The organism is Candidatus Enterococcus willemsii (assembly GCF_009933335.1).
Classification (GTDB): Bacteria; Bacillota; Bacilli; order Lactobacillales; family Enterococcaceae; genus Enterococcus_F; species Enterococcus_F willemsii.
Map to the genome: position 1 here is coordinate 46,890 of NZ_MAEL01000023.1, position 22,655 is coordinate 69,544.

Consider the following 22,655-nt stretch of genomic DNA (forward strand, 5'->3'; position numbering starts at 1 on the left):
TTGAGTAAAGTTCGAGTTGAACACTTAACCAAAGTTTTCGGTAAGAAGAGCCAACAAGCATTGGCTATGGTTAGAGAAAACAAAAGTAAAAACGAAATCGTCGAAAAAACTGGTGCTACAGTTGGTGTGTACGATGCAAGTTTTGAAGTGAACGAAGGTGAAATTTTCGTTATCATGGGATTATCTGGTAGTGGGAAATCTACATTAATTCGTCTATTGAATCGTTTAATTGAACCATCGTCTGGTGATATCTATATTGATGATGAAGATATTGCAAAAATGAACAAAGAAGAATTACGCGAAGTACGTCGCCATAAAATTAATATGGTGTTCCAAAATTTCGGTCTTTTCCCACAACGTACAATTTTAGAAAATACGGAATATGGTTTGGAAGTTCGTGGAGTACCTAAAGAAGAACGTCGTCAACGGGCAGAGCAAGCCTTGGATAATTCAGGCTTACTATCTTTTAAAGATCAGTATCCGAATCAATTATCCGGTGGGATGCAACAACGTGTCGGTTTGGCACGAGCATTAGCCAATGATCCAGAAATTTTACTAATGGATGAGGCTTTCTCAGCACTTGATCCATTGATTCGTCGTGAAATGCAAGATGAGTTGTTAGAATTGCAACAAAGAGTACAAAAAACAATTATTTTCATTACCCATGATTTAAATGAAGCTTTACGTATTGGGGATCGTATCGCACTAATGAAAGATGGACAAATTATGCAAATCGGTACCGGGGAAGATATTTTAACAAACCCAGCTAATGAATTCGTTCGGGAATTTGTGGAAGATGTGGACCGTTCAAAAGTCTTAACCGCTCAAAATATCATGGTTCCAGCATTTACAACGAATATTGAAATTGATGGTCCAAATGTTGCGTTGCAACGTATGCGTAAAGAAGAAGTTAGTATGTTGCTAGCAGTTGACCGTAAACGTCAACTAAAAGGTAGTTTAACGGCTGAATCTGCTCGTGAAGCACGTAAGAATGAATTACCTTTAAAAGAAGTTATTGATAAAAACGTTCAGAAAGTTCACAAAGATACATTAGTTTCAGACATTTTCAATTTAATTTACGATTCACCAACACCGTTAGCTGTTGTTGATGATCAAGATCGATTAATCGGTGTAGTTATCCGAGGAAGCGTCATTGCAGCATTGTCAGATGCGACAGTAAATGATGATTCAGAGGAAGGAGTGACTGCAAATGTTTAATTTTTTACAACAACCAATTCCATTGGCTGACTGGGTTACAGATGCCACAAACTGGTTAACAAATACATTTTCTGGTCTATTTTCACTACTACAAACGGTTGGTTCGTTTATTATGGAGAATATGACGACAGGACTATTATTTGTGCCACCATTATTAATGGTGTTACTATTAACGATTGGTGCTTACTTTATTTCTGATAGAAGATGGGGCTTAACAGTCTTTACATTAATTGGCTTATTATACATTTATAATCAAGGCTTATGGACAGATTTAATGAACACTGTGACGTTAGTTTTAATTTCTAGTTTGGTTTCAATTATCATTGGGGTACCATTAGGAATCTTAATGTCGAAAAGTGAAAAAGCACAAAGTATTATTACACCGATTCTTGATTTCATGCAAACAATGCCAGGATTCGTTTACTTGATTCCAGCGGTAGCATTCTTCGGAATTGGTATGGTTCCAGGGGTATTTGCCTCAGTAATCTTTGCGTTACCACCAACTGTTCGTATGACGAACTTAGGTATTCGACAAGTACCAACTGAATTAGTAGAAGCATCAGATTCATTTGGTGGTACTGGTAAACAAAAATTATTTAAATTAGAATTACCACTAGCAAAAAGTACAATTTTTGCCGGGATTAACCAAACAATCATGTTAGCATTATCAATGGTAGTTATTGCTTCAATGATTGGGGCTCCTGGTTTAGGTCAAGGTGTCTTATCAGCAGTCCAACGTTCACAAGTTGGTAATGGATTTGTAAATGGTTTAGCTTTAGTTGTATTAGCGATTATTATGGACCGTTTCACTCAAAATATTAACAAACCGAAGAAGCATAAATTAACGAAAAAACAAAAGCAAATCACATTAGGTGCGATTGTTGTTATTATTGTTGGTTTAGTTGGTGCAAACTTTATTAATTCAGCAAGCAATGAGAAAAAAGAATCTGTGAACTTAGCTTATGTTGAGTGGGATACAGAGATTGCGTCAACGACTGTCGTCTCTGAAGTATTGAAAGATATGGGCTACGATGTGAAAATGACGCCACTTGATAATGCAATTATGTGGGAAGCTGTCGCAAATGGTGAAGCAGATGGTATGGTTGCTGCTTGGTTGCCAGCTACACATGGGTCTCAATATGAGAAATTTAAAGATCAAGTGGATGACTTAGGTCCAAACTTAGATGGTGGTGCTAAATTAGGTTTAGTTGTACCAGATTATATGGATGTTGACTCGATTGAAGATTTAACTGACCAAGCTGGTCAAACTATCGTCGGCATCGAACCCGGTGCCGGAGTGGTTGCTGCTGCTGAAGAAACATTAGAGGCTTATCCAAACTTAGCTGATTGGAAGCTTGCTGCTTCTTCTGGTGGTGCAATGACAACCGAATTGGCAAATGCGATTAAAAATAAACGCGATATTGTTATTACTGGTTGGTCACCACACTGGATGTTTTCACGCTATGATTTGAAATATTTAGAAGATCCTAAAGGTTCAATGGGTGGCGAAGAAAGCATTAATACAATGGCTCGTCAAGGGCTAAAAGAAGATATGCCAGAAGTTTATAAAGTGTTGGATAATTTCGCTTGGGAATTAGAAGATATTGAAAGTGTCATGTTAGAAATTGAAAATGGTAAAGCACCAGTTGAAGCAGCACGTGACTGGATGGATGCCAATGAAGACACAGTAAACAGCTGGAAAGAATAACAATAAAAAACTTGTAGAATCACTGGAAACAGGAATCTACAAGTTTTTTTAATAATGGAAGGAAGATTAGCATTTATGAAGTTAAAAGCAATGGGACTGTTGATGGTATCAAGTATATTATTATTATTCACTGGATGTAGTGAACAAAAGCAGGTATCGACTGATAACATTGAAGAATTTGTCGATTATACAATTACAGGTGTCGAGCCGGGAGCAGGTATTACAGATGTAACGAAAGAAACACTGGCATCTTATGATAATTTGTCTGGCTGGACGTTACAGGAAAGTTCTACAGCAGGGATGCTATCTGAAGTTGAACAAGCGATAAAAAAAGAAGAACCGATTATTTTTACAGGGTGGACACCACATTGGATGTTTGAAAAATATGATTTGAAAATGCTGGAAGATCCTAAAAAAGCAATGGGAGAGGTTGAAGAAATTCATACGATTGCTCGAAGAGGGTTGAAAGAAGATCACCCAGGTGTTTATCAAATTATTGACCAATTCAATTGGGAGTTAGCAGATATGCAAGTAATGGTCAGCGAAGGCTTAAATCGACCATATGATGAAATTGTCTCTGAATGGATAGAAGAAAATGGAGACCAAGTATCAGAATGGACGAAAGGTGTTTCTAAAGGTAACGGTGAGTCAGTAGAGATGGTCTCAGTTCAATGGGATACAGAACTAGCATCTTCAGAGTTAGTCAAACAAGTGTTAGAAAATCACGGCTATTCTGTCAAAGTTACAGATGTTGAACCAGCAATTATGTTCCAATCTGTTGCTTCTGGACAAGCTGATTTTAGTGTTGCACCGTGGTTGCCATCGACTCATAAAGCTTTTTATGATAAATATAGTGATGATTTAGATGATTTGGGTGCCAATTTAGTGGGGGCTCAAAATGGGTTAACTGTGCCAGCATATATGGATATTGATTCCATCGAGGAGTTACAACCAAAACCATAAAAAAATAACCTATCCGAATGATAAGAAAACGTGTCTCATCATTCGGATAGTTTTTGTTTATTGACCCGCAATTTTTCTAGCTTTCTCTGTGTTGGCAAAATGAAGTTTGGCATATTTTGCTAATAAATCCATGCCGCCTTGACGTAAAATTTTGGCAGCGACTTGATCAGATTTACTCCCAGCTCCAGATGGCACAGAGTAACCAAGTTCTTTTGAAGCCGTCTCTAATGATTCTAAAAATTGAGCGCGACATAAAATAGATGCTGCCGCTACAGCTAAATGATACTGCTCTCCTTTAGTCACGAAATATAGATTTTCTGTGATTTGAGCGGACTCCATTTTCAAATATTTTCGGTAATTGGCTTCTGGTGTAAATTGATCAATTAAAATGCCTTCTGGTTTAGTAGGAGCAATTTTATTTAGTAACAAACCAATTGCTTGATTATGCAAGGCAACTTTCATTCGTACCGCATTATATTGAGGTTGAATTTGATTGTATTTCTCAGGAGAGACTGTTAACAGTTGGAAAGGTACGCATTCTTTAATTTTAGGTGCTAATTGGCGAATTTGCAGATCTGTTAATATTTTCGAATCTTTTACACCTAATTGTTGAAGCTGTGAAAGAACCGCACTCTCTGCATAAACGGCACAAACAATCAGCGGACCGAAATAACTGCCATTGCCAACCTCATCACTGCCGATGATACTTTTTTTGGCAAAATTTGCAGGCAATTTACCAGTTGCTTGAGCAGCTTTTGTGGATGCTTTCGTTTGGCCGGTTGTTTGTTGCCATTTGCCAGCTTCTTGTTCGGCTGTCGCCCCTTGGAACATCACTTTACCAGAAGTGTAGGCAGTGATAGTGACACCGGATTTTTTGGCGACAAAGGATGTATACGGAACCTTTTTGTTTAACAAATAATCTTGGTAATAGTCCGTTACTTTTTTGATTTCTGTGGGTGTTAATTTTATAACGATTGTACTCATGAACACACTCCTTCTGTCCGATTTTACCATAGAAAATCTTTTATGGTAAAAAATTCTTGTTTCTTTTATAATAGTAAGAAGTGTGTAAAGAAAAAATAGTCGGAAAATGATATAATAAAAAAGGATTTGTTAAAACAGGGGAGCTGAAACCAAATGACAAAGCAAAAGAAACGCTTTAAGGCTGTCATTGATAATCAAACATATACTATTATAGGGCAAGAAAGCACAGAGCACATGACTATGGTGACGAAATTAGTCAATGATCAATTGAATGAATTAAAACAGTTATCACCACAAATGGACTCTGAACAAGCGGCGATTTTATTAGCAGTAAATGCTATTTCAGATCAATTAAAGAAACAAGAACAATTACTGGCAGCATTAAAGAAGAATGAAGAACTACGAAAAAAAGCGATTAAAGTCACTGAGCTTGAAAATCGTATTCAACGAATTGAAGCGATTGAAGTGGAGGCCAAAGAAGTGCTTGAACGCACAGGTCGTAGCGAAGTAGAAATTCATAACCACTTAGAAGCGCAACAGATTTTAAATGAGGAACGCAAACGAAACATTCAACAAAAAACCTCTCAAGGATAACAGAAAGGACCCTAAAATGATCGGATTAGCAATCTTTTTACTCGTACTTTTTGCCTTTTACGAAGGAGCAAGAAGAGGAACGGCATTACAACTTATCTATTTAGTTGGTTTTATTCTTAGTTTTTTTATTGCCAAAGAATTCTATCAACCTTTAGGTGAAAAAATTGAACTGTATGTTCCTTATCTATCGGTTTCACCAGATACACAAATGGCATTGTATAGCCAAGAAGTTTCATTTGATTTAGATAAAGCTTATTATGCAGGCGTGGCTTTTATTGGTTTAGTTTTTGCCGGTTGGTTAGTGACCAAGTTTATTGGCATTTTGTTTGGTAATTTACGTTTTTATAAGTTATTTCCTTATGACTGGATTTTATCAGGTGTGATGAATACGTTGATTATCTATACAATCATTTTTATGGTGCTATTTGCGCTAACCACTTTACCAATTGGAGTTATTCAAAATCAATTTACGGAAGGTCTGCCGAAAAATATTGTCGAACATACACCGATATTGTCGAATTTTTTCCAAAAAATTTGGATTACCGATATTATTCAATAGAAAGAGCAGCTGGATTCACACATCTGCTCTATTTTCTTGAAAAGAATGAATTGAAATTATTAGAAATGTAGGTGAATAAAATTGAACAAACGAATTTTAGAAACACTTGAATTTTCACAAGTGAAACAACAAATTGCCCAATATCTGGTGACAGCTCAAGGGAAAGATGAATTGCGTGACCTAAACCCAGTGACGGACCAACAAATGATTCATTTATGGTTAGAAGAAACAGAAGATGGTATAAAAGTCCAACGTTTACGTGGCGGTATTCCGGTTCCTAAAATTGAAAATATTCGTCCGCATATGAAACGAATTGAAATTGGTGCAGACTTAAATGGCGTTGAACTTGCCCAAGTTTCGCGTGTGTTGTCAACAACCAATGAAGTGAAACGTTTTTTAGCAGACTTAAAAGACAGTGAAATCGAGTTTTTACGTTTATATCATTGGGAAGCCCAATTAACAACCTTACCAGAATTAAGTCGTCGTTTACGAGAATCAGTGGATGAAGATGGTCGCATTACAGATGATGCTTCATCGGAATTAAAAATTATCCGAAATAATATTCGTCGCAGCGAGCAAACGATTCGTGAAAGCTTAGATAATATTGTCCGTGGAAAAAACGCCCGCTATTTAAGTGATGCGATTGTTACAATGCGAAATGAACGCTATGTTATTCCGGTCAAACAAGAATATCGCGGAGTTTTCGGTGGAGTTGTCCATGATCAAAGTTCATCTGGCCAAACGCTATTTATTGAGCCACGACAAATTGTGGAGTTAAACAATAAATTACGCCAGCATCAAATAGCCGAACGCAATGAAATTGCCCGTATTTTATCTGAATTATCAGCAGCATTAGTCCCTAATCGGAAAGATATTCTTCATAATGCTTATGTTATTGGGAAATTTGATTTCATTAACGGAAAGGCGCGATTTGCCAAAGAAGTTAAAGCAATTGTTCCAGCGATTAGTGAAGAAAATTATGTCTTCTTCAAACAAGCCAGACATCCATTAATTGATCAAGAAAAAGTCGTAGCCAACGATATTATGATTGGTCAAGACTATCAAGCGATTGTGATTACAGGACCAAATACAGGTGGGAAAACCATTACTTTAAAAACATTAGGATTATTACAATTAATGGGACAAGCAGGTCTACCAATTCCTGTCGATGAAGAGAGTCAAATGGGAATTTTCCATGAAATTTTTGCGGATATTGGGGATGAACAATCGATTGAGCAAAGTTTATCAACCTTCTCTTCTCATATGACAAATATCGTGGACATTTTGCAAAAAGTGGATAATCATAGCTTAGTCTTATTTGATGAATTAGGTGCAGGAACTGATCCGCAAGAGGGAGCCGCTTTGGCGATTTCTATTTTAGATGAAATTGGAGCCAAATCTGCTTACGTCATGGCAACCACCCATTACCCTGAATTAAAAGTCTATGGCTACAATCGTGCAAAAACGATTAATGCTTCAATGGAATTTGATGTAGATACATTGAGTCCAACCTATCGTTTATTAATTGGTGTACCAGGGCGTAGTAATGCCTTTGAAATATCCAAACGTCTCGGATTAGATAGCCATATTATTGATGCAGCGAAACAAATTATGGATGGCGAAAGTCAAGATTTAAACGATATGATTGCTGATTTAGAAAATCGTCGCAAAATGGCAGAGACAGAATATTTAGAAGTCCGTCAATATGTGGATGAAGCCCAACGTTTGCATAAAGAATTGCAAGATGCGTATAGTTATTTCTTTGAAGAACGTGAAAAAGAATTAGCGAAGGCTCGCAAAAAAGCAAATGAAATTGTCGATGAAGCCAAAGAAGACTCTGAAAAAATTATTGCAGATATTCGTAAAATGCAACTGTCAGGTAGCCAAAATCGGGTGAAAGAACATGAATTAATTGATGCCAAATCGCGTTTAACTGATTTGCATCATGAGGAACCTCATCTACAGAAAAACAAAGTCTTGAAAAAAGCCAAAGAAGCGAAAAAATTAAAAGTCGGCGATGAAGTCATGGTGACTTCGTATGGTCAACGAGGCGAATTAATCAAGCAACTTCGTAATGGACAATGGGAAGTGCAACTGGGCATTCTAAAAATGAAAATTGACGAAGAAGATATTCAACCATTAGCACCAACTAAAGAACCGGTTCAACGTATTGTGAATACTGTTCGTTCGGCAGATAGTGCCCATGTTTCTAATCAATTAGATTTACGTGGTAAACGCTATGAAGAAGCGTTGAATGAAGTTGATCAATATTTAGATTCCGCTATTCTCGCGGGTTATCCGCAAGTGACAATTGTCCATGGAAAAGGTACCGGTGCATTACGTCAAGGAATTATCGAGTATTTGAAAAACCATCGGAGCGTTAAAAGTTATGAATTTGCGCCTGCAAACCAAGGTGGAAATGGCGCAACGATTGTTAAATTCAAGTAATTATTAAAAGTAAGCAAGTTAGTTTGCAAGTGTAAACGAAGATGCTATACTTTTACTATTGAAAATTGGAGGTTACAAAAATGGCAAACAATATTACAGATGCAACATTTTCTGAAGAAACAGATACAGGTTTAGTATTAATCGACTTTTGGGCAACTTGGTGTGGTCCTTGTCGCATGCAAGCGCCAATTTTAGAACAATTATCAGAACAATACGATGAAGATACGTTTAAAATCGTTAAAATGGATGTTGATGAAAACCCTGAAACACCAGCAAGTTTTGGTGTTATGAGCATTCCAACTCTAATCTTGAAAAAAGATGGGGAAGTAGTTGGGAAAGCAATCGGCGTTCAAACCAAAGAACAAATTGAAGCAATGATTGCACCACATATGTAAAAAACAAGAACTGAGATGTGACTTGCATCTCAGTTTTTTTGACCTTCAAATAACGAACAAACGTTCCAATATGTTATAATAGAAAAAGAGCAAACTGAATGGAGGTTGCTGCATGAACGAACAAATTAAAAACAAACTTGCCTTGCTACCTGATCAACCAGGGTGTTATTTAATGAAAGATAAAAATGGCACCATTATTTATGTTGGGAAAGCGAAAGTACTTAAGAATCGCGTGCGTTCCTATTTTACAGGTAGTCACGACACGAAAACAGAACGGTTAGTCAGTGAAATTGAAGACTTCGAATATATTGTGACAGAATCAAATATTGAAGCATTGTTATTGGAGATTAATTTAATCAAAAAAAATGATCCCAAATATAATATTATGCTAAAAGATGATAAAACATATCCTTTCATCAAAATTACCAATGAAGATTATCCACGTTTATTGATTACACGCAAGGTGTTAAAAGATAAAGCTTTGTACTTTGGACCCTATCCAGATGTACGAGCAGCCAATGACACAAAAAAACTATTGGACCGCTTATTCCCTTTACGAAAATGTAAAGTGATGCCCAAGGAAGTCTGTCTTTATTATCATATGGGCCAATGTTTAGCACCATGTGTCTTTGACGTGCCTAAAGAGCGATATACAGAGATGGTCAAGGAAATCAAACAATTTTTAAGTGGAGGACATAGTGACATTCAAGCTGATTTAGAAGCGAAAATGAATGAAGCGGCCATGAATATGGAGTTTGAAAAAGCTGCTGAATACCGAGATCAGATTCGTTCAATCGAAACGGTGATGACTCGCCAAAAAATGACGCAAGCCGACTTGATGGATCGCGATGTTTTTGGTTATGCAGTTGATAAAGGTTGGATGTGCGTCCAAGTCTTTTTCGTTCGCCAAGGAAAATTAATCGAACGTGATGTTTCTATTTTTCCTTTTTATAATGAAGCAACCGAGGATTTTTTAACTTATATTGGTCGTTTTTATCAAGAAAATGAACATTTTATTCCGAAAGAAGTATTGATTCCAGATAGTATTGACCAAGAAAGTGTCCAAGCAATGTTGGAAACCAAAATTTTGCAACCCAAACGTGGTGAAAAGAAAAAATTAGTTGAATTGGCAAATAAAAATGCCCATGTAGCCTTAGCTGAAAAATTTGATTTAATTCAACGCAAGCAAGAACGAACCATTGGGGCAGTTGAGAAGTTAGGGAATGCAATGGGAATTCCGTCACCTACACGAATTGAAGCTTTCGATAACTCGAATATTATGGGAACTGATCCCGTATCAGCAATGGTTGTGTTTATTGATGGCCGTCCAGCCAAAAATGAATACCGCAAATATAAAATTAAAACCGTCAAAGGCCCTGACGATTATGCTTCAATGCGGGAAGTGATTTATCGACGCTATGCACGGGTATTAAGAGAAAATCTTCCGTTCCCAGATTTAATTTTAATTGATGGTGGGAAAGGACAAGTGGATGTTGCTCGAGATGTTTTGGAAAATCAATTAGGTTTAGATATTCCGATTGCTGGTTTAGCTAAAAATGACAAACACAAAACAAGTGAAATGTTATTTGGCCCAGAATTAGAGGTTGTCCCCTTAGAACGAAATTCACCTGAATTTTTCTTGCTACAGCGTATTCAAGATGAAGTGCATCGTTTCGCAATTACCTTCCATCGCCAATTACGTAGTAAAAATAGTTTTGCTTCGCGTTTAGATGGTATTGAGGGGTTAGGACCGAAGCGCAAAAAGAATTTACTGAAAGAATTTAAATCATTGAAAAAAATTCAAGAAGCCACAATTGAAGAACTACAAGCACATGGTCTTCCAAAAAAAGTAGCAGAAAATGTGTATCACAGCTTACATGAAACAGAGAAAAAATAAATTCATCAGTTGAGGAGAAATATTTCTCTTCAACTTTTTTGAATACTGAAAAATCTGAAAATTCTAAACTATGAATGTTTTTTCGGTTTATTCATAAAAATCAGAGATTTTATTGAATTATTACCTATGAATCCGTATACTGTAAATAATTGAATGAATAATTATAATGTTGTTCGTTAATAGGAGGGTTACTCATGAAAGGAAAATTAATTGGTTTTTTCGGTATATTATTGGTTATGATACCGATGTTGTTTAGTCCAACAGTATTTGCTGAAACAGATGATTCATTGCAAAAAGTATTGGATCGCGGGACATTAGTTGTTGGAACATCAGCAGACAATCCACCCAAAGAATATATTCGTATGAATAATGGGAAAGAAGAAATTGTTGGTTTTGATATTGATATTGCACAAAAAATTGCGGACGAACTTGGCGTTGAGCTTGAGATAACCAATATGAAATTTGATGGTTTAGTACCAAGTGTGCAATCAGGTGAATTTGATATGGCACTGGCAGGGTTTAACCCAACACCAGAACGTAAAGAAGTAATCAGCTTTTCTGATAGTTACCATAACTTACCATTCGTTATTTTAACGACCAAAGATAAAGCAGCATCTTTCCAGACACTGGAAGATTTAACGGATAAGGAAGTGGCGGCGCAAAAAGGGTCAACACAAGAAACCATTTTAAATGATTATATTGGTCATGCTCGTGCCGTTGCGTTAGGAAAATTGCCAGAAGTCATTGCAGAAATTAATAGTGGGACAGTTGATGCAGGAGTCGTTGGTTACCTTTCTGCTCGAAATTACCTTGATATTTATCCTAATTTAGAAATTGCAGATATCGATATTGAAGTGCCAGAAGAAAAAACCGCCCAATCGATTGCCTTTCCAAAAGATAGTCAAGCACTGATTACGGAAGTGAATCGTATTATTGCTGAGATGCAAGAAGAAGGGTTAATTGAAGAACTTTTGGAAAAAAATATTGAGGAAGCCAGAGTCGGAGATGTCGATTCTCGAAATACATTACAAATATATGGGCCGCTTTTCATTAAAGGGGCAGTGACAACAATTGGTGTGGCGATTATCTGTGTGATTTTTGGGACGCTCCTAGGAATTCTCATTGCACTGTTGCGTATTTCTTCAAGCAAAATTTTAAGTAGTATTGCCTATTTTTATATTCAAATTTTACGTGGGACACCTGCGTTATTACAAGTCTTTATCTTTTATTTTGGTTTATCGTCCGTCTTAAATATTCCAGCGATTCACATTTGGGACATTAATATTGCGCGTTTGATTCCAGGATGTATTGCCTTAGCGATTAATTCGAGTGCCTATGTTGCAGAGATTATTCGTTCAGGAATTAATGCAGTGGATAGTGGGCAAATGGAAGCTGGGTACTCATTAGGTTTGAATCGTCGTACAACGATGAAAGAAATCATTTTACCTCAAGCGATTCGAAATATTTTGCCTGCATTAGGAAATGAATTTGTCTCAATGATTAAAGAAACATCCTTGTTGTCCGTTATTGCAGTATCAGAATTAATGTTTGTTGCCGATACAGTCAAAGCAGCCACTTACCGTACAATGGAATCCTTATTAATTGCAGCGGTCATTTATTTTATGATTACATGGAGTGTTTCATGGCTTGTCTCTCGTTTTGAAAAGAGATTGGCTCGTTCATCTAAATAGGAGGAAAAGCAATGACAGAACTATTAAATGTTGTAAATTTAGGAAAATCGTTCGGAAAAAATGAAGTGCTAAAAGATATTACAACAACCATTCAACAAGGAGAAGTTGTGGTAGTGATTGGTCCATCCGGTTCAGGAAAAAGTACCTTTTTACGTTGTCTTAATTTGTTGGAAACACCGACTACGGGTGATGTCTTTTTTGAAGGGATTCGTTTAACTGATCCCAAAGTCGATATTTTTAAAATTCGTGAAAAGATGGGAATGGTGTTTCAATCATTTAATCTTTTTCCGCATAAAACAGTCTTAGAAAACATTTGCCTAGCACCAGTCAAAGTAGGACTAAAGAACAGTCAACAAGCCAAAGAAGATGGCTTGCGCTTATTGAAACAAGTAGGACTTTCTGATAAAGTCGATGCTTATCCGAGTTCTTTATCAGGAGGACAAAAACAACGGATTGCAATTGCGCGGGCGCTTGCTATGGATCCAGAAGTGATGCTATTTGATGAACCGACTTCTGCTCTTGATCCAGAAATGGTTGGCGAAGTATTAACCGTCATGAAAAATTTGGCAAAAGAAGGCATGACTATGGTGATCGTCACACATGAAATGGGCTTTGCCAAAGAAGTTGGCGACCGGGTTCTCTTTATGGATGAAGGAAAAATTGTGGAAGAAGGACTTCCAAACGAATTATTCACCAATCCACAACATCCACGAACCATCGATTTCTTAAGTAAAGTATTATAATAAAAAGGACGTGAAACAATGTATATCAAACCCTTTGGTGTTGAACGATGGTTAAATTTATATGAAACAAAAGTGGATTATAACTTAACAAGTACCTCGATTACACCATTTTCTCTACAAGAATTACTCGCTGTCACAGGAGAAGACGAAGAAAAGGTCAAAAACGACATTTTTTCTATGAAACTAAGTTATGGTGTGATTGAAGGCAATCCTAATTATTTAGCAGGAATTGCTAGTTTATATCAAAACTTAACAGCTGAAGATGTGATTTCTACGCATGGTGGAGTAGGGGCATCCCATTTGACGATGTTAACCTTAATTGAGCCTGGTGACCATGTGGTAGCGATCGTACCAGCTTACCAACAAATTTATTCCGTACCAGAATCCATTGGCGCCACCATTGATTATCTCTTTTTGGAAGCAACGCCAAGTGGTTACCAAGTGAATCTAGATAAACTAGCAGCGTTAATGACGGATAAAACCAAAGCGATAGTCTTTAACAACCCAAATAATCCAACTGGTGATGTCGTAAGCGATGCAACCTTAAAAGAAATGGTTGCAATTGCTCGTAAGCATCATGCCTACCTGATTTGCGATGAAGCATATCGGGGTCTGACACATCATGTTGGTTTTTCAGCCTCTGTTGCGGACTTATATGAAAAAGGGATTAGTTTGGGAAGCATGTCAAAAGCATTTGCGATGGCTGGTTTACGCTTAGGATGGATTGCTTCACCCAATCAAAAATTCATGAAAGATTTGCACTTACAACGTGATTATACAATGATAAGTAGTGGTGGAATTGATGAATACATTGCTGCCTTAGCATTGAAAAATAAAGAGGCCGTTCATAAAAGAAATATGACCATTACAGAAGAACGTGCTGTTTTATTCAAAAAATGGCTCGACAACGAACCTAAATTATCTTATACGCCGTTTAAAGGTGGCACGGTTGCTTTACCTTATTATGAAAGTTCTTTGTCTTCAGAAGAGTTTTGTCGAAAATTAATTGAAGAACAGAGCGTTTTATTAATGCCGGGAGCCGTGTTTGACTTAGAAAATTGCTTCCGGATGGGCTATGCGAGAGAACCAAAAGAAAAAATGTTGGCAGGTCTTGAACGAATCTCCACTTTTTTAGCAAAATTAGATAAATAGACGAAAAGGCATGATGATCCGAGCGATTATCATGCCTTTTTTTGACAAAAAAATTTTAATTTGCTACTATATCATTAATAGATATATCATGAAGTGATATAGTGAGGTGAACAGATTGGATGAAACGTTGACAGATTCCACCTATTTAATTTTATTAGCGTTACTCAAACCACAACATGGGTATGCAATTATGAAAGAAATTACGGTATTAACAGATGGAAATTTTGAAATTGGACCAGCAAGTATGTACACCATTTTAAAAAAGTTAGTAAAGAGTGAATGGATTCAGTTAGAAGAAACCCTCGACCGTAAAAAAATTTATCACATTACACCTCAAGGAATTGACGTTCTAAAAAAAGAAGTCCAACGTCGAAAAGTATTTTATCAAGCAGGAGAAAAAATGTTGGCTAAATTTACAGAGGGAAGTGGGGCGGAGAATATATGAAGAAGTATTTGTTTAGTCTAGGAATTCATTTCTATGCGGAAAAAGAATGTGTACGTTTAGAAGAACAAGCGCGTAAAGGCTGGCAATTTATCAAGATGAATAACTTTGGTATCTTGTCCTTTCAAAAATCTTCTCCACAAGAAAAACAATTTGCCATTGATTTTTATACAGGGGACAAATCACAAGCAGAAATTGATGAATATTTAGAGATGTATCGTGTAAGTGGTTGGCAATATGTGACCAATTATAAAAAAAAGTATTTCTATTTTATGGCAAATAAAAGTACACCTAAAATATTTTCAGATAAAGTAAGTTACCATGAACGGTTACAAGCAGAAGAACAGTGGTACTTTAAACGGTCATTTAGTGTGTCAGGAATAGGTGTATTATTATGGATACTAATTATCTGGCTATACCAACAAAATGGGTTACGTCATCTCATATCAATCGTCACGTCATTAGCGGTCGCTACAACCTTGTATCCGTTGCTATATAGAATAACAGCCAAGCTGATGCATTTGCGTTATAAACATCGACCAGACTATTACAATAATCCGGAAGCATTTGCCAAAAAACAACGTATTTGGCGAGATTCACTGCTTCATATTTGTGTGGGTGCATTTATTGGTGGTGTGATTGGATTTATTTTTGGCTATTTTACCTAAATCGCTGTGTTAGAAATTCATATGAAATTCACACAGATTCGATTTACTAAAGATAGATAAGGGAAAAATAAAGGAGGGAAAACAATGTTAGAAGCAAAAAATTTAGTAAAAACATTTGGTGACTATAAAGCCGTCGATAATTTATCATTTACAATCAATGATGGTCAGATTATGGGGCTAATTGGTCAAAATGGTGCGGGAAAAACGACAACCTTTCGTTTAATTTTGGACTTTTTAAAAGCTGATAAAGGCGAAGTATTATGGAATGGAAAACGATTAGGTACCAAAGAATATAATACAATTGGTTACTTACCTGAGGAAAGAGGGTTATATCCAAAAGTATCAATTCAAGATCAGCTGATTTATTTTGCCAGTTTACGTGGTAAATCAAAAAAAGAAATTGAACCGAAAATCGATGAATGGATGGAAAAATTCCAAGTCAAAGGGAAGAAAACCGATAAAATTAAGTCTTTATCAAAAGGGAATCAACAAAAAGTTCAGCTCATTGCGACATTGATTCATGAACCCAAATTAGTCATTTTAGATGAACCATTTAGCGGGTTAGATCCAGTTAATGCCGAATTATTAAAAGATGGTATTATTGAATTAAAATCAAAAGGTTCTTGTGTGATTTTTTCTAGTCATAATATGGATAATGTGGAAAAAATTTGTGACCATCTAATTATGTTACGCAATGGTGAAATGGTCTTGAACGGAAAAGTTCATGAAATTCGTGAATCTTTCGGTCGAACAAAGGTTTTCCTAGAATCACAACTATCGAAAGAAACGGTGGCGCAAATGGATGGTGTACAACAAGTCATTGTTCGTGAGGATTCTTCATTAGAAATTACCTTAAGTCGTCCAGAAGTTGGTCGTGAACTGTTTGAATTAGCAACGAAAGATGGTTATATTCCAATGTTTAATCAACAACCACCAACTTTAGAAGAGATTTTCAAATTGAAAGCAGGTGATATTCATGAGTAAATTTTGGATTATTGCACTGGATGTCTACAAGAAGAATGTCAAATCGGTGTCGTTTTTTATTATGCTATTATTGCCTTTTATTGTAGCAGGTGTTTCTTATGCAGCTGGTCATTTTGCCAATCAATCGAATGAAGTTAACAAGATTGGGATCATCTCCAAACAAAAAGAATTGGCAGAGGCTATTGCCCAAACACCAGGAAGTGACTATCAATTTGAAGTATTAGGATCTGAAGAAGATGCTGAAAAAGCCTTACATGCAGAGGAAATCGATGCTTTCTTCGTTTTATCTGCAGATGAGACAGGAATTAAAGGCGAACTTTTCAGTGAATCTTCTTTGGGAACTGCAACAGAGATGACCTTGCAACAACTATTAACAGGTATTCAAGGGACGACACGTGCCCAAGCATTAGGATTAACGCCCGAGGAAGTAGCGAGTTTAAGTCAACCAGTAACCTTCACTAAACAAAAAGTCAGCTTTGATGATGATGGTAAGATGTCAATTGGTGAGGATAATAGTAGTGTGCAGTATGTGATTGGTTTTGCGGGGACCATCGTTCTCTTCTTCTTCATCATGACGTATGCCGGTATTATCTCGCAAGAAATTGCTTCGGAAAAAGGGACACGTATTATGGAAGTCATTTTATCTAGTACACGTGCCCAAACTCATTTTTATGGAAAATTATTCGGTGTGCTATTAGTAGCAGCGACACAATTAATTGTGTATGTAGTGGCTTTTATCATTAGTTATCAATGGATTAAGGATATGGATATTGTCAAAAACTTTTTAGGTAGTATCTCCTTGCAAAGTATATTAAGTAATTTCTTGATTTTCACCATCATCTTTACTATGCTAGGGATATTCATTTATTCAGTCTTAGCTGCTTTGTGTGGTTCATTGGTGAATAAAGCAGAAGACACAGCAAAAGTGATTCTACCCGTGACGTATTTATCTATGGGCGGTTATTTCTTAGGACTATTTTTAGGTAATATGAGTCCTAATAACTTAGTTGTTCGAGTAACCTCATATATTCCTTTCCTATCGTCTTATATTATGCCGATTCGCTTGGCAAATGAAACAGCTAGCATCGGAAATGCGTTAGTTTCAGTGGCTATCTTAGTTGTGACAAGCATTGTGTTGACATTAGGCTGTGCGAAAATGTATAAATCTAATGTGTTGGTTTATAATGACAACGGCATTATAGCAACCTTGAAACAATCGATGCGTTTAATGAAAAATCAAAAATAATTTTTTTACGAAAACAGATTAGTCGAACTAGTCTGTTTTTTGTTCGTTTGCTCTTTTTTTGGTACAATGAAATAGAGAGACTGAAGGGGGAAACAATTGTGAAAAAATATCTTTTGCTGGGTGGTGCGATTGGTGCAGGTCTTGGTTTGTACAGTTTATTTCGTAATCGTCCAGAAGTAATTGAATTTAAAGAAGCCTTACCATCCACTGAACATCAACCATTAGAGGCAACAATCAACGAAGATGTCTTTTTAGTTGCGTCCGATGGTTTACCACTAGCACTAACCTTTGTTCGTCCGGCCTATCGTCCAGTCAAAGCTGTGGTACAAATTATTCATGGTATATTAGAACATCGCCAACGCTATTTGCATTTTGCTGAATTTTTAGCAAAAAATGGTTTTGCTGTGGTGATTAGTGACAATCGTGGACATGGTGATTCAACCGATAGTGAGTTTCCATTAGGTCATATGGCAGAATTAGCGCGTATGATTCAAGATCAATATGAGATTACTCGTTTTATTAAAACACGTTTTGCTGGGAAGCCTGTTTACTTATATGGACACTCTTTTGGTTCCTTACTTGCTAGAAATTATTTGCAAAAGCATGATAAGGAAATCGAGAAACTCTTGTTAACAGGAACCGTTCAATATGAAAAACAAGCACCTTTAGGTTGTCTCATTGCAAAAGTAGCGAATACTTTTGCTGGTGAACGAAGTTTTTCTTGGATTTTAAAGAAATTATCTAATTTTGGTGAAGAAGACAAGTCTTGGCTAACAAGTGATGCGGACCAATTAGCAAAGGTATATAATGATACACGAATGATTCCAGGATATGATAATCGTGGCGTTGCAACCATTTGGGAAGCAGACCGTGAACTAAAGCAACTCGCACATTTCAATTGTCAGAATCCCGAATTACCCATTTTAAGTATCACAGGTGCAGAAGATTGTGATATTACAGGTGGCGAAAAAGGGTTATTAGATACAGAAAACACATTGCGAGCTATTGGTTACCGCAATGTGGATATGTTAGACTTGCCTCGAATGAAACATGAAGTATTAAATGAAGTAGAAAATGAGTTCGTTTATCAATTGATTGTTGATTTTTTCAATGTGGTTTAACTAGAAAGGCTCTGAGAATTTCTTAGAGTCTTTTTATTCGTTCTTTTTTATTGAAGGAATGAGAGGGAATCTGAACATTTTTTATTTGTTTTTTTATGGTATATTAAATTGGTACAAAATAAAAAGATAATTTTTTTAATAGAGGTAGTAATATGAAGATTACGCATCAGTATTCAGAAGAAATTTTAGAGAAAAAACAGCAAATTGAAGAATATCATGCTTCCAATATAAAAAAAACAAAGGCATTATGTAAGGAATTAGTTCATATAGGAGAACTACTGGAAGACGAAAATTTATTAGGATTTGCGTATCATTACTTAGCTTTAAGTTATCATTTTGAGAATAAATTTCAGAAATTTCAAGAAGCACTTGTCATCGGTTTAAAATACCAACTGCGTGCTTCTGATTCGGAGTTGTTAGCAAGAACCTACAATGTGTTAGGCGCCACAGCTGTATTCAGCACGAATAATTCACAAGCAATGGATTATTTTATAACAGCTCTCCGATATGCCAAGAAAGATAACCACAGAGAAATTATTGGTATTATTAATGGGAACATTGGCAATGTGTATCGTGAATTGGCCGATTATCAAAAAGCACTTGACTATTTACAACTTTCTTTAGCTGATATTGATCTTAATCCCACAACATTTGTCAAACAAATGGATTTAACTATTTTGTATTCAAATATGGCTTTTACTCTCCTTGATTTAGGAGAGATAGAAGAAGCCTATTATTGGTATCGAAAAATAACTTTTGATATTATTCATCGAGATATTCAAATTGCACTGTATATTTTTGAAATACGTTATTTTCATCTAATTGGTGAAACTAAAAAGAGTGGCCAAAAGTTACAACAATTATTAATTTTTCTGGAACCAGGTGACTTTTCGTGGATTTCATATGACGATATTCTATTTTTATGTCGTTTCTTACAAGAAAGTGGCAATGTAGATGCCTTATTGCAAATTTTATCTAGTCTAGACAGAATCTTAAAGCAATCCAATTTAACAAAATTCAAATTACAGTTTTTGGATTATAAAATTTTCTGTTATGAAGAAAAGAATTGGCAGCCAAAATTAGTGGCTGCCTATGCTGCACATTATAAATTAAGTAAACAATTAGAAAAAGAAGTAGAAGAATCTTTACGAAAAGATATTCATTTGCGTGAAGAATTAGAGGCTATTCGAAATGAGCATCAACAAATTCAGAGTGAAAATTTATTATTACTGGAAAAATCGCGTCAAGATTTTTTAACTAGTTTACCAAACAGAGAATGGGCAGAAGAACAAATGGTGTTGCTTTATCTGAATGCTATCAAACACCAAACATCGATGGCTATTGAAGTCTTAGATATTGATAATTTCAAATGTTTTAATGATACGTTAGGGCACCAACATGGTGACCGCTATTTATTAATGCTGGCAGGATTATTGGATGAAATGAATGATGAAGATGTTTTTTGTGCGCGCCAAGGTGGCGATGAATTTGTGATTCTTTATCGCAATAAAACAACGCAAGAAATACTAGCCATTGCTGAAAGGTTACGGCAAAATGTGATTCAGCTTTCAATGATTGAATCCGAAGATCACCAGTTACCAATGACAATTTCTCAAGGAATCTGCCATTTTACTCCTTCTGGTGATAAAACGATTGTCGATTATTATCAATTAGCTGATAAAGCATTATATACAGTGAAGAAAAAGCAAAAGAATGATATTTATCTTACGAAAGGATAATTAAGAAGTAATTTTTAAATATTTCTTAACTTTTTTGCTTTTAAAATTTCACTATGTGATAATTTATAAGAAGTGGAGGGGAAAAAATGAACAAAAAATCAAGATTGACCATCCTTATTGTGACAGTCGTCGTTCTCCTAGTTGCAGGTGGAGGCTTCTGGTGGTATTTTCAAGGAGCGAATCAACGCAAAGCAGAGACAGTTGCCAATGACTATCTTGCACACTTAGAAAAAGGGGAGTACGAGCAGCTAACGTCTTTATTAACGGATAATTCAATTAAGAAAAATGGCTATACAAATCAAGAGATTTTACAAAAATATCAAGCTATTTTTTCAGCAATCGGTGCAACAGATGTAAAAGCTTCAGATGTTGAAGTAACCAAAGCAGATAAAGGGTTCAAGTTGTCCTATCATCTTTCATTAGAGACGACTTTTGGAAGGCTAGAAGATCTAGCTTATGACACAACGATTCAAGTTGATGAAGATTCCAAAATCGATTGGTCACCGTCATTAATTTTCCCAAAGATGACTGGAAAGGACAAAGTTTCGGTTCAAGAAGATCCAGCTACACGCGGTGAGATTGTTGATCGCAATGGTAAACCACTTGCAACACAACGTGAATTTCAACAATTGGGTTTAAACCCAAGTAAATTAGGTAAAGGGGAGCAACGAAGCAAAAATTTAGAAGAAATTAGTGAAGAATTTTCAGTTTCTGTAGAACGTTTGGAAGAAGCTTTGGCACCAGAGTGGGCGACAGGTGATGTTTTTGTCCCTATTAAAACTTTATATGGTGATGCAGAAAAAACGCCTCTTGATACAATTCCAGAAGGAGCGGTATTAGGAAAAGAAAGTAGACGTTACTACCCATTAAAAGAAGCAACAGCTCATTTAATTGGTTATGTCAGCCAAGTGACGCAAGAAGATATTGAGAAAAATCCGACGTTGAGTGAAACAGATATTATTGGTAAATCTGGTTTAGAAGCAGCGCTAGATAAGCAGTTACGTGGGGAATCGGGTGGTTCAATTACCATTACCGATGAAAAAGGCAATGAAAAAGAAGTATTAATTGCTCGAGAGAAAAAGAATCCAGAACCGATAAAATTAGCAATTGATGCGACAGTCCAACAAACAGCTTATGATAATTTAGCTGGAAAACCAGGTTCAACAGTCATTATGCAACCTCAAACAGGTGAATTATTAGCAACGGCAAGCTCACCCTCGTATGATCCAAATCAAATGATGCTAGGCATGAGTCAAAAAGAGTACGACGCATATGCAAACGATGAAAATTTACCGTTTTTAGCTCGTTTTACGAATCGCTATGCGCCAGGTTCAACATTTAAAGTTATCACTGCAGCGATTGGACTAGATGATAAAGTGATTTCTCCTGAAGAAGCGCTCGATATTTCTGGATTGAAATGGCAAAAAGATGAAAGTTGGGGATCTTACGAAGTCACACGTGTCAAAGAAGCCTCACCAATCAATTTGGAAAAAGCCTTGGTGTATTCGGACAATATTTATTTCGCTCAAAAAACATTGGATCTTGGGGAAGATAAATTTAGAGCTGGCTTAGATAAGTTTATTTTTGGTGAAGAATTCGATTTACCACTGCATATGGAGCCGGCTTCTATTTCAAATGAAGATTCATTTGCTTCCGACATTTTGTTAGCAGATACGGGTTATGGTCAAGGGGAATTATTAATCTCTCCAATCCAACAAGCAACTATGTATAGTGTATTTATGAATGACGGACAATTGGTTTATCCACGTTTATTGTCAACGGATGAAAAGAAAGTGAAAGACGATGTCGTCTCAAAAAATGCAGTTGATACGATCTTAGATGATTTAGTTCATAGTGTTTCTGACGAGGATGGTTATGTGCATAGTTTATATAATCCGAACTTTGTGTTAGCTGCGAAAACCGGAACGGCTGAGATTAAAGAAAAACAAGATACAACTGGTCTTGAGAACAGCTTTTTACTCTATTTCGATAAAGAAAATAAAGAATTTATGGGAGTCACTATGGTCGAAAATTCAAGAGAGAATGGTACTGCGATTGAGCGCAGTGGCGACGTTATTCAAGCATTAGAGAATCCCGAATAAT

Annotated in this window: 19 protein-coding genes; 18 read left to right on the plus strand and 1 reads right to left on the minus strand. The window is 36.2% G+C overall.

Translation table 11 applies throughout. The features are described 5' to 3' along the window. The 3 genes from BAU17_RS03410 to BAU17_RS03420 all read left to right on the plus strand — a co-directional run bounded on the left by BAU17_RS03410 (nt 1) and on the right by BAU17_RS03420 (nt 3,889). Nucleotides 1–1,218 (plus strand): quaternary amine ABC transporter ATP-binding protein, encoded by a 1,218-nt coding sequence (locus BAU17_RS03410; RefSeq protein ID WP_161901420.1) that lies wholly within the window; start codon nt 1–3, stop codon nt 1,216–1,218. After that, nucleotides 1,211–2,926: an ABC transporter permease/substrate binding protein gene (locus BAU17_RS03415; RefSeq protein ID WP_161901421.1), complete on the plus strand. Its 1,716-nt coding sequence runs from the start codon at nt 1,211–1,213 to the stop codon at nt 2,924–2,926. Before BAU17_RS03410 ends, BAU17_RS03415 begins: the two co-directional genes overlap by 8 nt. Nucleotides 2,927–3,001: 75 nt before the next feature. Then, a complete protein-coding gene (locus BAU17_RS03420) occupies nt 3,002–3,889 on the plus strand; it encodes a glycine betaine ABC transporter substrate-binding protein (protein ID WP_161901422.1) in 888 nt (295 codons plus the stop codon). A 57-nt stretch (nt 3,890–3,946) separates the two neighbouring features. Here the strand turns inward: BAU17_RS03420 and rnhC are convergent, their stop codons facing one another. Then, on the minus strand, nt 3,947–4,873 hold the full coding sequence (gene rnhC / locus BAU17_RS03425; RefSeq protein ID WP_161901423.1) for a ribonuclease HIII: 927 nt from the start codon (nt 4,871–4,873) through the stop codon (nt 3,947–3,949). A gap of 153 nt (nt 4,874–5,026) precedes the next feature. On the opposite strand from rnhC, the gene zapA reads away from it, so the two are divergent. From zapA to pbp4, 15 genes are all read left to right on the plus strand, one after another. Beyond that, complete coding sequence (zapA, locus tag BAU17_RS03430) at nt 5,027–5,467, plus strand: cell division protein ZapA (RefSeq protein ID WP_161901424.1); 441 nt, start codon at nt 5,027–5,029, stop codon at nt 5,465–5,467. A gap of 16 nt (nt 5,468–5,483) precedes the next feature. Next, entirely contained in the window at nt 5,484–6,026 is a 543-nt protein-coding gene (locus BAU17_RS03435; RefSeq protein ID WP_161901425.1) for a CvpA family protein, read from the plus strand. 81 nt (nt 6,027–6,107) lie between these two features. Continuing rightward, nucleotides 6,108–8,474 (plus strand): endonuclease MutS2, encoded by a 2,367-nt coding sequence (locus tag BAU17_RS03440; protein WP_161901426.1) that lies wholly within the window; start codon nt 6,108–6,110, stop codon nt 8,472–8,474. An 80-nt stretch (nt 8,475–8,554) separates the two neighbouring features. Next, on the plus strand, nt 8,555–8,869 hold the full coding sequence (gene trxA, locus BAU17_RS03445; protein ID WP_161901427.1) for a thioredoxin: 315 nt from the start codon (nt 8,555–8,557) through the stop codon (nt 8,867–8,869). A gap of 112 nt (nt 8,870–8,981) precedes the next feature. After that, nucleotides 8,982–10,766 carry an excinuclease ABC subunit UvrC gene (gene uvrC / locus BAU17_RS03450; RefSeq protein WP_161901428.1) on the plus strand — a complete coding sequence of 595 codons (1,785 nt, stop codon included), beginning with the start codon at nt 8,982–8,984 and terminating at the stop codon, nt 10,764–10,766. Nucleotides 10,767–10,960: 194 nt separating this feature from the next. Beyond that, complete coding sequence (locus tag BAU17_RS03455) at nt 10,961–12,457, plus strand: ABC transporter substrate-binding protein/permease (RefSeq protein WP_161901429.1); 1,497 nt, start codon at nt 10,961–10,963, stop codon at nt 12,455–12,457. Nucleotides 12,458–12,468: 11 nt separating this feature from the next. After that, complete coding sequence (locus BAU17_RS03460; RefSeq protein WP_161901430.1) at nt 12,469–13,200, plus strand: amino acid ABC transporter ATP-binding protein; 732 nt, start codon at nt 12,469–12,471, stop codon at nt 13,198–13,200. Nucleotides 13,201–13,218: 18 nt separating this feature from the next. Further along, nucleotides 13,219–14,352, plus strand: coding sequence for an aminotransferase class I/II-fold pyridoxal phosphate-dependent enzyme (locus BAU17_RS03465; protein WP_161901431.1), 1,134 nt, complete (start codon nt 13,219–13,221; stop codon nt 14,350–14,352). A gap of 115 nt (nt 14,353–14,467) precedes the next feature. Beyond that, nucleotides 14,468–14,797: a PadR family transcriptional regulator gene (locus BAU17_RS03470; protein ID WP_161901432.1), complete on the plus strand. Its 330-nt coding sequence runs from the start codon at nt 14,468–14,470 to the stop codon at nt 14,795–14,797. After that, on the plus strand, nt 14,794–15,462 hold the full coding sequence (locus BAU17_RS03475; protein WP_161901433.1) for a DUF2812 domain-containing protein: 669 nt from the start codon (nt 14,794–14,796) through the stop codon (nt 15,460–15,462). Before BAU17_RS03470 ends, BAU17_RS03475 begins: the two co-directional genes overlap by 4 nt. Nucleotides 15,463–15,546: 84 nt before the next feature. After that, nucleotides 15,547–16,446, plus strand: coding sequence for an ABC transporter ATP-binding protein (locus tag BAU17_RS03480; protein WP_161901434.1), 900 nt, complete (start codon nt 15,547–15,549; stop codon nt 16,444–16,446). Next, nucleotides 16,439–17,692 carry an ABC transporter permease gene (locus tag BAU17_RS03485; protein WP_161901435.1) on the plus strand — a complete coding sequence of 418 codons (1,254 nt, stop codon included), beginning with the start codon at nt 16,439–16,441 and terminating at the stop codon, nt 17,690–17,692. The genes BAU17_RS03480 and BAU17_RS03485 overlap by 8 nt, the downstream gene beginning before the upstream one ends. A gap of 98 nt (nt 17,693–17,790) precedes the next feature. Then, nucleotides 17,791–18,813: an alpha/beta fold hydrolase gene (locus BAU17_RS03490; protein ID WP_161901436.1), complete on the plus strand. Its 1,023-nt coding sequence runs from the start codon at nt 17,791–17,793 to the stop codon at nt 18,811–18,813. A gap of 152 nt (nt 18,814–18,965) precedes the next feature. Continuing rightward, nucleotides 18,966–20,552 carry a tetratricopeptide repeat-containing diguanylate cyclase gene (locus tag BAU17_RS03495; protein ID WP_161901437.1) on the plus strand — a complete coding sequence of 529 codons (1,587 nt, stop codon included), beginning with the start codon at nt 18,966–18,968 and terminating at the stop codon, nt 20,550–20,552. Between the two features lie 86 nt (nt 20,553–20,638). Continuing rightward, complete coding sequence (gene pbp4, locus BAU17_RS03500) at nt 20,639–22,654, plus strand: penicillin-binding protein PBP4(5) (protein WP_161901438.1); 2,016 nt, start codon at nt 20,639–20,641, stop codon at nt 22,652–22,654. Nucleotide 22,655: the final 1 nt, after the last annotated feature.